The sequence below is a fragment of the Clostridium sp. Marseille-P7770 genome, assembly GCF_902143525.1.
In the GTDB taxonomy this organism is placed as follows: Bacteria; Bacillota; Clostridia; order Lachnospirales; family Lachnospiraceae; genus Pilosibacter.
Genome location: NZ_CABFVC010000004.1, coordinates 14,737 through 29,118, shown reverse-complemented (window position 1 = coordinate 29,118; position 14,382 = coordinate 14,737). Strand labels below are relative to the sequence as shown.

Annotated in this window: 15 protein-coding genes and 1 pseudogene; 12 read left to right on the top strand and 4 right to left on the bottom strand. The window is 46.4% G+C overall.

Annotated features, from left to right (window positions below; translation table 11 throughout):
* Positions 1-65: 65 nt before the first annotated feature.
* From FN001_RS10295 to FN001_RS10260, 8 genes and pseudogenes are all read left to right on the top strand, one after another.
* On the top strand, positions 66-743 hold the full coding sequence (locus tag FN001_RS10295; protein WP_142411771.1) for a response regulator transcription factor: 678 nt from the start codon (positions 66-68) through the stop codon (positions 741-743).
* A complete protein-coding gene (locus FN001_RS10290) occupies positions 740-1,888 on the top strand; it encodes a sensor histidine kinase (RefSeq protein WP_142411770.1) in 1,149 nt (382 codons plus the stop codon). Before FN001_RS10295 ends, FN001_RS10290 begins: the two co-directional genes overlap by 4 nt.
* Before the next feature lie 475 nt (positions 1,889-2,363).
* Entirely contained in the window at positions 2,364-2,573 is a 210-nt protein-coding gene (locus FN001_RS10285; protein WP_118667382.1) for a hypothetical protein, read from the top strand.
* Between the two features lie 30 nt (positions 2,574-2,603).
* The gene (locus tag FN001_RS10280) at positions 2,604-3,206 is read left to right on the top strand and encodes a Type 1 glutamine amidotransferase-like domain-containing protein (RefSeq protein ID WP_007888235.1); all 603 of its coding nucleotides are present in this window, start codon (positions 2,604-2,606) and stop codon (positions 3,204-3,206) included.
* On the top strand, positions 3,172-3,492 hold the full coding sequence (locus FN001_RS10275) for a DUF3990 domain-containing protein (RefSeq protein WP_243121991.1): 321 nt from the start codon (positions 3,172-3,174) through the stop codon (positions 3,490-3,492). The genes FN001_RS10280 and FN001_RS10275 overlap by 35 nt, the downstream gene beginning before the upstream one ends.
* Positions 3,480-3,710, top strand: coding sequence for a hypothetical protein (locus tag FN001_RS10270; protein ID WP_142411769.1), 231 nt, complete (start codon positions 3,480-3,482; stop codon positions 3,708-3,710). Before FN001_RS10275 ends, FN001_RS10270 begins: the two co-directional genes overlap by 13 nt.
* 38 nt (positions 3,711-3,748) lie before the next feature.
* Positions 3,749-3,967 carry a Maff2 family mobile element protein gene (locus FN001_RS18735; RefSeq protein WP_142412082.1) on the top strand — a complete coding sequence of 73 codons (219 nt, stop codon included), beginning with the start codon at positions 3,749-3,751 and terminating at the stop codon, positions 3,965-3,967.
* Between the two features lie 69 nt (positions 3,968-4,036).
* Positions 4,037-4,240, top strand: a pseudogene (locus FN001_RS10260) (VirB6/TrbL-like conjugal transfer protein, CD1112 family); the annotation flags it as partial.
* A gap of 114 nt (positions 4,241-4,354) precedes the next feature.
* On the opposite strand, the gene FN001_RS10255 reads toward FN001_RS10260, so the two are convergent.
* The 4 genes from FN001_RS10255 to FN001_RS10240 all read right to left on the bottom strand — a co-directional run bounded on the left by FN001_RS10255 (position 4,355) and on the right by FN001_RS10240 (position 9,622).
* Entirely contained in the window at positions 4,355-5,659 is a 1,305-nt protein-coding gene (locus tag FN001_RS10255) for a Na+/H+ antiporter NhaC family protein (RefSeq protein ID WP_021903933.1), read from the bottom strand.
* Positions 5,660-5,742: 83 nt separating this feature from the next.
* Complete coding sequence (locus tag FN001_RS10250) at positions 5,743-7,167, bottom strand: hypothetical protein (protein WP_142411768.1); 1,425 nt, start codon at positions 7,165-7,167, stop codon at positions 5,743-5,745.
* Positions 7,164-8,228 carry a hypothetical protein gene (locus FN001_RS10245; RefSeq protein WP_142411767.1) on the bottom strand — a complete coding sequence of 355 codons (1,065 nt, stop codon included), beginning with the start codon at positions 8,226-8,228 and terminating at the stop codon, positions 7,164-7,166. Before FN001_RS10245 ends, FN001_RS10250 begins: the two co-directional genes overlap by 4 nt.
* Entirely contained in the window at positions 8,225-9,622 is a 1,398-nt protein-coding gene (locus FN001_RS10240; protein WP_142411766.1) for a LuxR C-terminal-related transcriptional regulator, read from the bottom strand. The genes FN001_RS10245 and FN001_RS10240 overlap by 4 nt, the downstream gene beginning before the upstream one ends.
* Before the next feature lie 249 nt (positions 9,623-9,871).
* On the opposite strand from FN001_RS10240, the gene FN001_RS10235 reads away from it, so the two are divergent.
* The 4 genes from FN001_RS10235 to FN001_RS10220 all read left to right on the top strand — a co-directional run bounded on the left by FN001_RS10235 (position 9,872) and on the right by FN001_RS10220 (position 14,064).
* Positions 9,872-11,119, top strand: a complete 1,248-nt coding sequence (locus tag FN001_RS10235) for a TFIIB-type zinc ribbon-containing protein (protein WP_142411765.1) — start codon at positions 9,872-9,874, stop codon at positions 11,117-11,119.
* A 541-nt stretch (positions 11,120-11,660) separates the two neighbouring features.
* Entirely contained in the window at positions 11,661-12,872 is a 1,212-nt protein-coding gene (locus tag FN001_RS10230) for an ATP-binding protein (RefSeq protein WP_142411764.1), read from the top strand.
* Between the two features lie 132 nt (positions 12,873-13,004).
* On the top strand, positions 13,005-13,445 hold the full coding sequence (locus FN001_RS10225; protein ID WP_005423550.1) for a hypothetical protein: 441 nt from the start codon (positions 13,005-13,007) through the stop codon (positions 13,443-13,445).
* Between the two features lie 73 nt (positions 13,446-13,518).
* Positions 13,519-14,064 carry a P-loop nucleotide/nucleoside kinase family protein gene (locus FN001_RS10220; protein WP_039121379.1) on the top strand — a complete coding sequence of 182 codons (546 nt, stop codon included), beginning with the start codon at positions 13,519-13,521 and terminating at the stop codon, positions 14,062-14,064.
* Positions 14,065-14,382: the final 318 nt, after the last annotated feature.

The window sequence follows — 14,382 nt, the reverse complement described above, 5'->3', positions numbered from 1 at the left end:
AACCTTATCTGTTTTTGCTATAATGAAAGCAACACAAAAACGAAGAAATAAAAAGGAGGGCTCTTATGCACCTTTTAGTAATTGAAGATGAACGCGCCCTGTGCGAGACCATCGTCCGCAGCCTGCGGCGGCTGGCCTACAGCGTGGATTTCTGCTATGACGGGGAAACGGCACTGGAGCTTCTGGGCGTGGAACGATACGATCTGGTGCTTCTTGATCTGAATCTGCCGAAAAAGGACGGCATGACGGTGCTGCGCACCCTGCGGCAGACCGACCGGGAGACGCGGGTGCTGATCCTCTCCGCCCGCAGCGAAGTGGAGGACAAGGTGCAGGGGCTGGATGCCGGGGCAAACGACTATCTGGCGAAGCCCTTCCACTTGGCGGAGCTGGAGGCCCGCATCCGCAGCCTGACATTGCGGCAGTTCACCCAGCAGGATGTGCTGCTAAGCTGCGGAGGCCTGACCTTTGACACCCGCTCCCGTACCGCCGCCGTCAACGGGCAGACGCTGACGCTTACCCGGAAGGAAACGGGAATCCTGGAATACCTGATGGTGCATCAAGGAAGGCCAGTAAGTCAGGAGGAACTGATGGATCACGTTTGGGACAATAGCGTGGACAGCTTCAGCAATTCCATTCGCGTCCACATCTCCGCCCTGCGCAAAAAGCTCCGCGCCGTGCTGGGCTATGACCCCATCCGCAACCGCATCGGCGAGGGCTATCTGATGGGAGGCGAGGAAGCATGAAGCGTCTTTCTTTGCAGTGGCGCATCACGCTGATGACCGTCCTGCTCATCGGCATCACCTGCGTGGTCATGAATTTGCTGCTGTGCACCTCCGGTGTGTACTATATGGACACCATTGCGGACAGCTTACAAGGCGGCACGGTGATCCTGAATGATGGCGGAGCAGCGAGCTTTGACCCGCAGCTCATAGCGCCCAACGAGGAGTTGACCATCGTCGTCGATGGGGTGCAGGGGCGCTTCCGCACCACCAACTGGTATATCACGGCGGCGGTAACGCTGCTCAGCGGCATCCTCGCCTATTTCGTCAGCGGACGCGCTCTCAAGCCCCTGCGCAGCTTTGCCTCGCAGGTGGAGCAGGTGCAGCTGAACAATCTTGCCGATATGAGGATCGATGAAGACGCTATTTCGGAGTTCCGGCAGCTGAGCCGCTCGTTCAACCAGATGCTGGAGCGGCTGAACAACGCCTTTGCCGCCCAGCGGCAGTTCACCGGCAACGCCGCCCACGAGCTGCGCACGCCGCTGGCGCTGATGCAGGCGCAGTTGGAGCTGTTTTCCGCGGAGCATCCTGATGTGCGACCGGAGACAGCGGAGTTCCTCACGCTTTTGCGTGAGCAGACGGAACGGCTGATACAGTTGACCAGGACACTGCTGGAGATGAGCAATCTGCGGCAGGTGGAGCGGAACGAGCGGATCCAGCTCGCTCCCATGATTGAGGAGATCTTCACGGATCTTGCGCCGCTCTCAGATAAGCTCGGCGTCACGCTGACGGCGGAGGGCGACGGCATTATGACCGGCAGCGATGCACTGATCTACCGGCTGATCTTCAACCTGACGGAGAATGCTGTCAAGTACAACCGGCCGGGCGGCTCGGTACGGGTTTCTGTCACTCAGGAGTTGGAAAAGCTCCTGCTCCGCGTCTCCGACACCGGCTGCGGCATCCCGGAGGTGTATCAGCGCAGTATCTTCCAGCCCTTCTTCCGGGTGGACAAGTCCCGTAGCCGGGAATACGGTGGCGCAGGACTGGGGCTCTCACTGGTATGGGAGATCGCCGACCTCCACGGCGGCTCCGTTTGGGTGGAGAAAAGTTCGGAGAATGGCACTACCATTGTGGTGGGGTTGCCAACGCAACAATCAACGAAGCCCTAAAACCCTTTTATTCGTTTTTCGCCGCTTCGCTTGCCGCCCTGCGGCGTTCCTCTCCGTATGGGGCGGTCAGCCTGTTTTTGAGGTCGGTGTTGTGATATAATGCGTTTTTCCGGCTCTACACAGGAATCAGCGAGCTTCGTCCCTCGTGACCGCTTTTTCTCTGAGCGGATGGAAGAATCGCCACAGATTATTACGCTGAATTACATGAAGAGGCACTCCAGCTGCCGGAGGATGCTGGTGACGAGGACGAAGAAGTGGATGTCAACGAGGACTACGAAGCAGAATCGGACGATGAACCTGTCTGATTAAGGCAGTGTTGACCTGTGGGGCGGCTGAGAAGCCGTCCCTTTTACATAGCTAAATGGTTTGTGAATGAACTATTTTGAGCTATGAAGCTATGGAATCTGTAGGTGATATCTGGTAAAATAGGAGGTAAGAACAGCGATGCAAGTCGAAATTTATGGAGGTGTTTAGAATGAAACAGAAAGTACCTATGATATGCAACATTGTGAGTCTCATTCTGTTGATTGTATTTGTTATTAAGAGCATCGTTGATTATACTCAATACTCAACATCGCTAAACTCTGCGCCTTTTTATTTGTGGGTGTTAGTAAATGCTTTGTTTTTGGTAATTCCTGCAATTATTTTGTTCGTTATTGGTTTCGTTGTAAAGAAGAAACAGTAAACAATTTCCAATTTATAAAGGAGAATATTGATGAAACTATTTTTATGTTCGCACTTTTCAAGTGTAGGAAGTCTGATAAAGGAAGAAATTGAAAATAAGAAAGTCGCATTTATTCCAACAGCTTCACTGCGTGAAGGCTACACCGGTTATGTCGGCTCGGCTCGAAAATTATTCAAAAAGTTGGGAGCAATCGTAACTGAAATTGATATTTCAACGGAGGCTTATTCAACGATACAGTCTGTTTTTGAAGAAGCAGATGTGATATATTTTACCGGCGGAAATTCTTTCTTTCTTATGGACCAGCTCCGTAAAACGGGAACTGATGGACTGCTGAAAAAGGAATTGGCAAATGGAAAATTGATGATCGGCGAGTCGGCAGGCGCAATTATATGCGCTCCAAGCATCCAATATATCGAGCAAATGGATGAAAAGCCGGAGGACTACTCACAAGAAGATGATGCAGGGATTGATTTGATTGATTTCTATGTTCTTCCGCATTATCTTACAGCACCATTTAAGAAAGTTACCGAGAAAATAATGACTGAGTTTTCGGATTTGAATCTATGCCCAATTAACAACCGTCAGGGAATTGTAATTGATGGTGAAGATTCAAAGGTTATTTGCAAAGACTAATTTGAAAATTCCAGTTTTATTGACCAAGAAAAAAATGTTCATCGAAGTTGAACGTGAAATGGCGAGGTATGATATCATTGCAGGAAAGATTGCGGATGATGTAACAAACGCTACCCTTACTGCTTACCTTGCCGGGGCTTTCGGGACAGCAGGCGATAAGGAAGCAGACGATTTCTGCATCAGACAGTTGCTGCCCAATAAATTAAAAGATCAATATTGCTTTAAAACGGAAGCAGCTATTAAGTGTCTGAAATTTGTGAAAGGTGAGAAGATATGGCTGAAGTAACAATTCCAAAAGAAAAAATAAATTATACAATAGATCTTCTTATCACTATGGTGACAGATGAGATTGCAGAAGAAACGGGCAGGGACAGAAAAGAGATATTGACGGATTTTCTATGTGCAAAGACAGGAAAAGCACTGTATGATGAGAAAACAAAACTGTGGTGTAATGGTCCGGCATATATAACCGAATTGTATAAGGAAGAATTAGAGAAATCTTGATATGGAATGTGAGTTTAAATTTATACAACAATCCAGGAATGTGCAAAAGCAGTCACCGGAGCTTGGAACCATCGAAAGAGGTTCTGGCTCCCATAAATAAGAAAATCTATCAAAATATAATCTTTTTATACTTTTCAAGGCTCATTTCGAGCAAATATTTTCTCATAAAAGACATAAAACAGCTCATGGCCGGCGCTGGTATAGCCGTAGTCGGCATGGTCCTTGTACCTCTGCTCTCCGGGCTGTTCTCTGTCTAAGCGTTCCTGCATGAAATCCTTGCCGCTCCCGCAGCTCTGCGGGGGCGGCGGAAAGGAGGTTGACACCGTATGGATTTCTTACTTGAAGCCCTGACGAATTGGCTGAAAGAAATGCTGGTGGGCGGTATTATGAGCAACCTTTCGGGGATGTTTGACAGCGTAAACCAACAGGTCGCGGATATATCCGTACAGGTAGGACAGACCCCACAGGGATGGAATGGCAGTATTTTCAATATGATTGAGAATCTGTCCAACTCCATCATGGTGCCGATAAGAAGCAGATCGAAGCGGCCATTGCTGCTTTATAATTGATTCCGTCCATGATTACATGGGCATGACATTCTCCGAACATTGCTTTCGCCTTCTTTTTTCTATCTGTTTTTCCAGTTATGCATTTTTTTCAAAAGAAATAAAGACAAGGGAACTGATGAACAACATATACGGGTAAAACAACCTTGGCAGAATATCAAATGCACTGACTGTCTCACCCAGGCCGGAAGCCGCTGAGATGGCAACCAGCATCTGTGCTCCATAAGGAAGAATTCCCTGAAAGATACAGGAAAATGTATCCAGAATAGATGCTGCTTTCTTATTGCTGATTCCGTAGTTTCCTGACATTTCTTTTGCAATTGGATTTGCCATAACAATTGCGACTGTATTATTCGCCGTTGCAATATCCATCAGACCTACCAACAGACCCATGCCAAGGAGTCCGCCTTTTCTCCCTTTAAACACTTTTTTTATCCAATATAGCAGAGCAGCAAATCCACCATATTCTTTGATCAGTGCACAGATAGACGCTACCAGAATGGCAACCATGCTGGTTTCAAACATGCCTGCTGCCCCGTCTCCCATATTTCCAAGCAAATCCGTCGGCACGATCATCCCTGTCGCAATCATGATGATGGAGCCACTTATGATTCCTGTAATCAGTACCAGGAACACATTTAAGCCAAGAATGCCTCCCGCCAGTACCAGTATATAAGGAATGGCCTGTATCAGATGATATTCTTCCTGCACAACTCCGCCACTGTAATTTTTCACAGACAGATTGTAAATAATCACCAGACTGACAATTGCTGCTGGAAGTGCAATGAAAAAGTTTTCTTTAAATTTATCTGTCATCTTACAACCCTGTCCATTACATGCGGCAATTGTCGTATCAGAGATAAAGGACAGATTATCCCCAAACATTGCACCACCCATGACTGTCGCAATACAAAGCGGCAGGTCAAACCCCGATGCTCGCGACACGGCTATTCCAATCGGGGTAATTAAAGTAATGGTTCCTACGGAAGTCCCCATTGCAAGTGATACAAAACAACTTACTACAAAAAGCACCACAACCGCGAACTGAGGCGGTATCAGTGACAGAATAAAATATGCCACACTGTTTGCTGATGTTCTTCCAACAACACCCACAAAAATTCCAGCCAGCATAAATATGATGATCATGGTAATAATGTTCGGATCGCTGATTCCAACTCCCATTATTTTCAGTTTATCATTCAGGCTTAATTTCCGGTTTTGCAGACATGCAACAAGCAGTGCAAGCAAAAATATAATCACAACAGGAATTTTGTAAAATCCCATCTCGATATTCAGGCCATATTCAAACAGAATTCCCAGTCCCAGATATAAAACCACAAACACCGCGATAGGCAATAAGGCTTTTGCGTTTCTTTTTTCCATTTCTTAATCCCTCTCTACCCCTTTTATTTATCCCAAACTATACCATGCCATGATACCGCAAATGCCTTAAAAAATCAATGACCCTACTTCCAGTGAATCACTGCTTCCACCGAATCCGTATATTGATCATCAGTGATGGACTTGTAACGGGAGCCGTCATACCAGTCGGTGAAACCGTTGTCAATTTTGTAAATATTTCCAGTTTCAGTGTCCACGATGCGCTCGTAACCCAGGGTAGCGTCACTCTGTTTCTGGCTCATAATATCCTGGCTCCGGTTCCGGTTTTCCCAGGAAGACATGATGCTGTCGGACATCTCACTGGCTGACTGGCTGAGAGACTGGGAGGTAGAGGCCGACTGATTGCTCTGGGACATGGCAAAGCTCTGGAACTCCGGCGTATAATTAAGACTGCTGAGAACTTTATTCAAAGTAGGCTGCCAGTCCTGAAAGGTTCCCTTTTCTGCACTGAGGACTGTCAGATTATAGACAGAATAATATCCCATTCCCGTGCCCATGGCAAAGGGAACCACATCCGCCGTGAACATTCCTTCTCCCGTTGTGCCATTCTGTGTAAAATCCGCCCGAAGAATGGAGGGGGAAATAGCAACGCTGCTCATTCCCTGAGTACTTTCAAAGCTCTCTGTCACAGAAAAATCTGCAATGTACGGTGTCTGAATATCCGCATAGTCAGCAGTTGCATTCATTGCGTCTGCAAACTGTGGGAATATTTCAAAGACTCCCTGTGTCGATACATTCGTAAGAATGGGACATTTTCCAAACAAATCACTGGAAAGCGCCATCATCGCCCGGGAATTTTCATCTGAAAATAATGGTTCCATTTTTAGCATAAAGAAAATCTGATTTACCGGATTCTCCGGATCAAAAACATGAATTGCATGAAACATACCGGTGTACATGGCAGAAGATTTCACGCTCCAGCCTTCCGGAATATTCATACTGAATTCTGTACAGCTATAAGGCACCAGCTCCTGAGCAGACGCCAGCGGAACGACTGTCCAGCTGTCCTCTACCGATGCTGCTGTGCTGGAGGCTGTTTGCTCACCCTCTTCTTCATCCGGTGCAGTCACAGCTGCTACGCTTCCTGGCCGTTCAAATACCATCTCTGTATCGGCATTTGCCAGCATCAGCACACCATCCTCCAGCGTATAGAAATCTGCCACATCCTCCATGGTAATACTGCTATCATCCCAGGTCAGATCATAGACCGTCCCGTCATAATCCATGGTTCCGGTACCGTCCTCTAGGAGATCCAGAGTCATGGCAGTTCCCATCTCTTCCAGATCCTCCTTGCCGACAGTCATACCGTTATAGGTCATGCTCACAAGCTCCCATGTTCCTGCCGCAGTGTCTGCGGCAGCAGTCGTTACAGTATCCACTGCGGCATCCGTTCCCACATTTGATGCTGTATCTGCTGCTCCGCCACAGCCGGTCAGTAAAAGCACCGCAAGCAGTAATGTCCCTGCCTTCTTTCCATCTCGTAATCTCATCGCAGACCCTCCTCCGTAAGATCATCCCGTATCACATTCTGAACATTCTTCCAGCCCTCTGTCTCATAACAAGTGTTATTTCTCAACAGGTTTCCGGTTTCAAAATCCAGCGTCCAGACATTTCCGTCCGCCATTTGGAAAGCAAGAGTCTCTCCGGCGTCCATGGTGCGAAGCTCTGTCTCCTCCCCGACGACAAGCTGCTTCAGAGCCTTCATACAGGCATCGATGGTAGCTGCATCGGTAATCTGCCATTCATTATGAGCCTCACCCTCCTCACTGTAGGTAAGTGCTATGGGAGTTTTCACATATTGTGCGATCTCACCCAGGGACATGGCCGGAAACTCCACCGTATTTCCTATTACATCATCCTTTCCCTTTCCATATCCGTCCACCGTATACCAGGCAGAAGTGCCGGTATGGCTGACCTTCTCATCGTCCTCCACAATCTCATAAAGGTGAATGGTTGTCGTGCCGTCGTCATTCTTCACACATTCCACCTCCGGCGCCAGAAAATTACTTTCCTTCAAATAATAAGCACGGGCCATAGCCGCCAGTTCGACACTCTGATAGGGTGCCAGAATGTCCTGCTTTTCCATTGTTGCAGAAGTATCCGGCATCCAGTCGGATGCAAACATGGTATAGGTTCCTGTCTGAATGTTGTCCGAATCACCTCCGGCCATCAGATCGGTGTTTCGTTCTACCGTCATAACCACCTTTTCCGGATAAAAAACGAAGTCAAATTTCGTAAAGGACGGTGTCAGATCTTCTCCCTGTTCCTGCATCACACGGGTAACTTTCTCGGAAGCTCCTTCCTCTTCTGAAAGCTCCAGATCGTAAATTACTTTCTCATATTCTTCAGACCCCGACTGAAAAAAGCAATGAAGCCGAATATCATTCCGAGTTTCCAGAATGTATTTTTTCTGTCCGTTCTCTTCGGTGTAAGCAAAGCCGTTATAGGTTTCCAGCCGGGGAGCTTCCTTTTTTGCGGCGGTTCCGCAACTGCAAAGCAGTCCTGCTGCCAGCAGAACGAAAAGCATTCTGTATTGATGTTTCTTTTTCATCCTCCATTCCTCCTGTGATATCGATAGTAAAACTGAACCAGTCCGATTCTGGACTTTGTTCCGGTTTTCTCATTAAGGCTGGCAATATGCCGATACAGTGCTGCTCTGGAAATCATCAGTGTCTCCGCAATGTCCTGAACGTTTTCATCAGATACCAGCAGCACCTCCAACACCTCTTTTTCCCGCTCTGTCAGGGAAAACGATGCAGCAAACATTTCCAGACTTTCTTCCTCTCCAGGCTTTGTCCCGCTGCTCTCCGGTTCTTTCTTTTCCTGCATATACAGAGCATTACTGTAAATGAAAAATGCAATGCTGATCAAAACAAATAGCACCAGCAGCATACCATCCCGCAGCATCTGGTTTTCTGACCGTATGAGCCGAAGTGACAGTGATCCTGTAGCAAAAGCGCAGATGTTGTTCACAGCCCTTCCAAGACCTGCCCAGAGCTTCGGACACTTCATCCGGGTCGAAAGCCGCATAAAGCTTACCGTAAAAAATACAACAAAGAACCCGGCTGACAGATAAAACACAACCAGTCCTGCCAAAAAAGGGCCGCCATTTTCCAGTACTACAATACAGAGCACCGACAAAACCGTCACACAATACATCAGTATATTTCCATACCGGAGTTCCCGGCCGTCAAAGAAAACACCCGCCAGAAGACCGCTTCCTGCAAGCAGCAGTCTTGGCCATTGTCCCACATCTGCACTGCCAGATACGTGTCCCAGTGTCACTGCTGCATCCAGCGTAGAAAAAATACAGGTGATCAATATCACAAGAAGAATCAGCCAGAGACCCGCATGCCCGGAGCTTTTCGATGTGCTTTCCGATGCACTTTCTGCTTCTGACATTCCATTCTCCGCGTTTAACAGCAATACAGAAAACACCGCTGCTGAGACAGCCAGAACCACAGACTCTGCCGTATCATTTTTTATGAGATTATTATTAAGAAACTGAAGAAGGATTCCTACCGCATAAGATATGCCGACAGCCTTCGCCAGATGCTCAGGCTCCTCCTCCCTGGGGAGATAATAATGTACTGCGCTGCCTGCCATACCCATCAGAATAAAACAGATACAGCCCGCCGCCAGAATCGTACCATAGGAGTTATGCTGCCAGATTACAAAAATACAAATCACCCCTGCCAGTGCTCCTGCAAACACAACGATCTGCCCAAATTTTTCTTTTATACAGGAAGCAGCAGCCGGGTAAAGCAAAAAGCCCAACACGCTGGCTCCCAGCACATAGCCCTGGGCCGTCACCACCTGTTCCGGTCCGGTAACCAGTGCCATCATATTATCAAACTGATATTCGATCCCCAGAAAAATAAAATTGAAAAAAGCAAGGGCCAGCATCAGCGTCAGCACCCTTCCATTTGATCTGCACCATTTCATCTATCTTCACTCCGTTTATCTTTTGAATTACCTTCTTTCTGATAATTTTATTATAAACAAAAGTCTCATACAGACAAGGTGACATTCGTCTCAATCTTTTTCCTTGCATCTTTTTTCTGCTTTTTCAATTTTTTATTTTCAGATCAGGAATGAAACATTTGTCAACTGCAAGGCCTTTTCCACTTATGTTAGACTACAGATAAAAGTATCACACCCGGTCATAATCACCACCGAAAGGAGCATCATTCTATGGAATATCAGGAAGTAAAATGCAGAAACTGCGGAAGTCCAATGCATGTTGCAGAAGGCGCCGAACGAATCCGCTGCCCCTATTGCGGCACCGAATACATTCTGAATTCTCGCAACAGGCAGGAAAATTCCATCCATGTCATCAACTATGGCGGACGAGGTGCGCTGTTTCAGTCCTACCTTCCTTCCGGGTGGGATTACCGCATCTTTGATGACAATGATTCCATCTCCACACTGGCCACCGTCTGCAAGGGACTACAGCTTTTTCCACAGGATATGTCTGCCCAGCTTATGTTCTATCCTTTCGCCTTCTACAAAGATTCCGCGCCGAAAGCCTCTATTTTTTCCTCTATGGGAATTCCTGGACTTTCCTCGGGAGGTGAGTATCAGCTGGATCCCATGTCCATGGCCTGCAACTGCCGGTGGCTCGAACTTCCCCAGTATGCCCGACGGCGGATTGCAGGTATCACCTCCCGGATTCTTCCGGGTTCCCTCTCTGAACCGGAGCTCTATCCACTGCCTGCAGAAACCCTTCAGGCAAAGGCTCTTCGGTTTCAGCAGACGGCATCTCAGAAACTTCAGAAACAGGCAAACGTATTTCCCGGCAAGTTCGCTTTTCGCGTCTCAGCAGGCGGGCAGCTTTATGAGGGCTATTTTGCCACGATACTTGCACGGGTTCCCCAAAATTCTTCTGCGTCTTCCACAGACCGGATTACGGATTTTCTGAAAAAAGGAACCGCCTTTATGGGTGCCATGTACGGCATTGGCGGTCTGGATACATCCAATTGGGGGCGGGCCTTCGACGCCCTGATTCTCTGTCATTCCTCCGCCTCTGCCACTTCCTCCTGTGAAGCTGTCTTTGACCGTTTCCTGAAGGAGCTGAAGTATGGCCCTCTCTACTTTTCCCTTCAGGATGAGGAACTCCAACGCGCCCGGCAGATACAGCTTCAGGGAGCCATGATCAGACAGCAGAATGCGATCCAGGCTTCCCAAAACCTTTCCCACACACTTTCCCAGACCTCGGATATCGTAAACCAGGCCTGCCAGGATCACAGCCGTCGGATGGATCACATCTATGACCACTCCACCGACGGTATCCGTGGCGTAGAGCATTACCGTGATTCCTATGGAAATGCCTATCAGGCAGACGTGAAATATGATCATATCTATAAAAATGGAAATACCTTTGTAGCCAGTGCGGACGGAAGCCTGCAGCTTGGTCCGGACTGGGAAGAATTAAAGAAATAAAAACCAGACATAGAGATTGGAGACTTCATATGAAAAAAGTTTACACGAAATATGATTACATTAGCCAGCCATGCTCATCCCGATCTGTCAAGTCGAATCTGTCTTCTTCTGTTTGTTCTGAACCTGCCTGTCGTGCTTCGCAGTGTAAAGCACTATAGGGCAATTCAGAACAAACTTCAGAGAAAACAGCCAGATGATGCAGAAGGAAATGTTACCTCTCAGATCATTCTTCCAACCAGAAAACAGTTATGGGGAGGGATTATCCTGCTCGCTGTCCTTGCTTTTGCAATACTGTTTTTGAGTGTTCTGATGCTCTGGCTTATGATTTCATACTATGAAAATATTTTCCTGATTTTGTTTATCTTTTCAGGTTCCTTATCTCTCTTTGGTTAAACTACGGTATTCTGAAACTGAGAGGAAACAAAATTCGACACAACCCGAAAAAATCAGCGAAAATAGGTAGGAGCTGCGGTTTATAATCGCAAAACCTATTGATTTTTTTATGCGCTTGCGGTATCATGGAACCATGGAGGTGGTTCTTATGATAAACAGACCGCTTTACGTCGATAAGATTATGGCATACACTGACACACCTTTTGTAAAAGTGTTGACGGGTGTTCGCCGCTGCGGAAAATCCACAGTTCTTAAAATGATTATGGAGAAGCTGCAAAAGGAGCAAGGCATTCCGTCTGAGCGGATTGTCAGTATGCGTTTCGATTCCATGGATTATGAGGATATGACAGCAAAGGATATGTTCAAAGCTGTCAAAGAAAAGCTCAACCAAACTGGGAGAACGTATCTCTTCCTGGATGAGGTTCAGGAGATTGAAGGCTGGGAGAAAGTGGTAAACTCCCTGGCAACGGATTATGATGTTGACCTTTATGTGACAGGCTCCAATTCCAGAATGATGTCTTCGGAAATAGCGACTTACCTGACGGGACGATATGTTTCCTTTCGGATCTATACGCTTTCTTTTCAGGAATATCTGGAATTCAAGAAGCAGTATACACAGGTAAAGGATATCCATGCTGAACTGGCAGATTATATCCGCTTGGGTGGCTTCCCTGCAACACATCTGCGAGAGTATTCACAGGATGAGGTTTATACGATTGTACGGGATATCTATAATTCCACGATTTTTTCGGATATCGTAAAGAGAAACCAGATTCGCAAGATCGACCAGCTGGAACGGGTGGTTCGGTACACATTTGCGAATGTGGGAAATTCATTCTCAGCAAAATCAATTTCGGATTATCTGAAATCAGAGCATCGTTCTATCGACAATGAAACGGTGTACAGTTATCTGGAAAAGCTGGAGAAGGCATATCTCCTTCATCGTTGTTCTCGCTATGACCTGCGCGGAAAGGAGATTCTGAAAACGCAGGAGAAGTTTTATCTTGCCGATACTGCTTTGCGTTACAGCGTGCTGGGCTATACACCGGACAGCGTCGCTTCCAGTCTGGAAAATGTGGTGTATCTGGAACTTTGCAGACGAGGCTATACCGTGACGATTGGGAAAACGCCGGACGGTGAGGTCGATTTTGTGGCGCAGAAGCAGAATGACCGGTTGTATGTGCAGGTCACGCAGGAGATTAAATCCGAAAAAACAGAAAAGCGTGAGTATGAACGACTGCTGGAAATCCGGGATAACTATCCGAAGTATGTTTTGAGAAGCGATGAATTTGCCGGAGGCAATTATCAAGGCATTAAGAGTATGCACATTGCAGATTTTCTATTGAGCACTGAATATTGACGATGAGGGCGGCGGTGAGCCGCCCTTTTTACATAGCCAGGTTTCTGATTGAAGCTATGGAATTTGTAGGCGATATCTGATAAAATAGGAGGTAAGAACAGCGATACAAATCGGAATTTGTGTGTGGAGGTGATGGTTGTGAAGAAAAAAGTAACAATAGCGTTTGTCATCATTGGCATTCTTGCTATAAGTACAATGATTATATTTTCAACATATAAGTCTTCGGAAGCCTATCGAAAAGCAAAAGCAAAGACACAGTGGGAGTGTTCTGTGGTCTGTGCGGAAAAGTCAACGCCTGATTCCTATGTAATTACATATTCTGACGCAAAAATTTTGTCTAATACAGGCGTGTTGACAGTCCAGAACAGAAACGATTTTGACATTACTGTACATCTGCTCTGTGAAGGAAAACAGGAACTTGTATCTGACAGTATTCCTGCTGGCGGTTGCTATTCTTTTCAGAATGTTACAGATAAAGAATACACGGTAGGTATTCATGCTGAGGTTGATGAAAATACGGATATAAAAGCATTTGTATATGATGGAAAAGACACTGAACCATATACAAGATAAATGGTTTCTAATTGCAAGATAAATTTCAGTTTGGAGAATTGAGAAAATCGGAAGTTGTGGAGGTAAAATATAGATGAATCAAGGTAGAATTATTGTAATCACAGGTGCGCCGGGGACAGGAAAAACTACAACGGCATCTGCTGTTGCAAAAGAATCAGATTTGGAAAAGTCTGTGCATATGCACACAGATGACTTTTATCATTATTTGAGTAAAGGGGCAATACCACCGCATTTGCCAGAATCAAATGAGCAAAATTTGATTGTTATTGAAGCGTTTTTAGAAGCTGCGAAGCGATATGCTCGTGGTGGATATGATGTAATTGTAGATGGTATTGTAGGACCGTGGTTTTTAGAGCCGTGGCTCAACATTGTTCAAGAGCATTATGAAGTACACTATATCGTTTTAAGGGCAAGTAAAGAAGAAACTATGAAGCGAGCTATCGAACGCTCAAAGTTAGACAGAGAAACAAATATTGAATTAGTTGAAACAATGTGGAAGCAATTTTCCAATTTAGGAATCTATGAATTAAATGTTATAGATACAACTACGCATTCAATCAAAGATACTGTTTCAGCAGTAAAAGAAAAAATAGTAAGCGGTACGGCTTTACTATTTTAGACAATTCCAGTTGTGCGCCCAGCCAAGGGTGTGTAGTCAAGCCGGTGGGAATCCGGTTTATCTAAGGTTTAGCCAACCAGATAATAGCGGGTCTTGGGATGATGTCGGTAACGGCATCTAACAAGCGTAGACAGCAAGAAAGCAGGGTTGAATAGTGATTGAGCTTCGAAACGTTAACTTCAGTCGGTCGACGTCTTAACTGGTGCGGAAGACAATAGTATGAAGTTACAACTGAAAACGGAGGATTTCAAATGAATGGTAGGTAGTCGGACAATCCCATAGTACTGTAGAAACCGGGTAATGCCGATGGAGGGAAGG

Coding starts and splice junctions, on each gene's coding strand:
- FN001_RS10295 (WP_142411771.1), top strand. CDS start 66: ATGCACCTTTTAGTAATTGAAGATGAACGCGCCCTGTGCGAGACCATC.
- FN001_RS10280 (WP_007888235.1), top strand. CDS start 2,604: ATGAAACTATTTTTATGTTCGCACTTTTCAAGTGTAGGAAGTCTGATA.
- FN001_RS18735 (WP_142412082.1), top strand. CDS start 3,749: ATGTGCAAAAGCAGTCACCGGAGCTTGGAACCATCGAAAGAGGTTCTG.
- FN001_RS10240 (WP_142411766.1), bottom strand. CDS start 9,622: ATGAAATGGTGCAGATCAAATGGAAGGGTGCTGACGCTGATGCTGGCC.
- FN001_RS10270 (WP_142411769.1), top strand. CDS start 3,480: ATGGCTGAAGTAACAATTCCAAAAGAAAAAATAAATTATACAATAGAT.
- FN001_RS10235 (WP_142411765.1), top strand. CDS start 9,872: ATGGAATATCAGGAAGTAAAATGCAGAAACTGCGGAAGTCCAATGCAT.
- FN001_RS10290 (WP_142411770.1), top strand. CDS start 740: ATGAAGCGTCTTTCTTTGCAGTGGCGCATCACGCTGATGACCGTCCTG.
- FN001_RS10250 (WP_142411768.1), bottom strand. CDS start 7,167: ATGAGATTACGAGATGGAAAGAAGGCAGGGACATTACTGCTTGCGGTG.
- FN001_RS10245 (WP_142411767.1), bottom strand. CDS start 8,228: ATGAAAAAGAAACATCAATACAGAATGCTTTTCGTTCTGCTGGCAGCA.
- FN001_RS10220 (WP_039121379.1), top strand. CDS start 13,519: ATGAATCAAGGTAGAATTATTGTAATCACAGGTGCGCCGGGGACAGGA.
- FN001_RS10255 (WP_021903933.1), bottom strand. CDS start 5,659: ATGGAAAAAAGAAACGCAAAAGCCTTATTGCCTATCGCGGTGTTTGTG.
- FN001_RS10230 (WP_142411764.1), top strand. CDS start 11,661: ATGATAAACAGACCGCTTTACGTCGATAAGATTATGGCATACACTGAC.
- FN001_RS10285 (WP_118667382.1), top strand. CDS start 2,364: ATGAAACAGAAAGTACCTATGATATGCAACATTGTGAGTCTCATTCTG.
- FN001_RS10275 (WP_243121991.1), top strand. CDS start 3,172: ATGGTGAAGATTCAAAGGTTATTTGCAAAGACTAATTTGAAAATTCCA.
- FN001_RS10225 (WP_005423550.1), top strand. CDS start 13,005: ATGGTTGTGAAGAAAAAAGTAACAATAGCGTTTGTCATCATTGGCATT.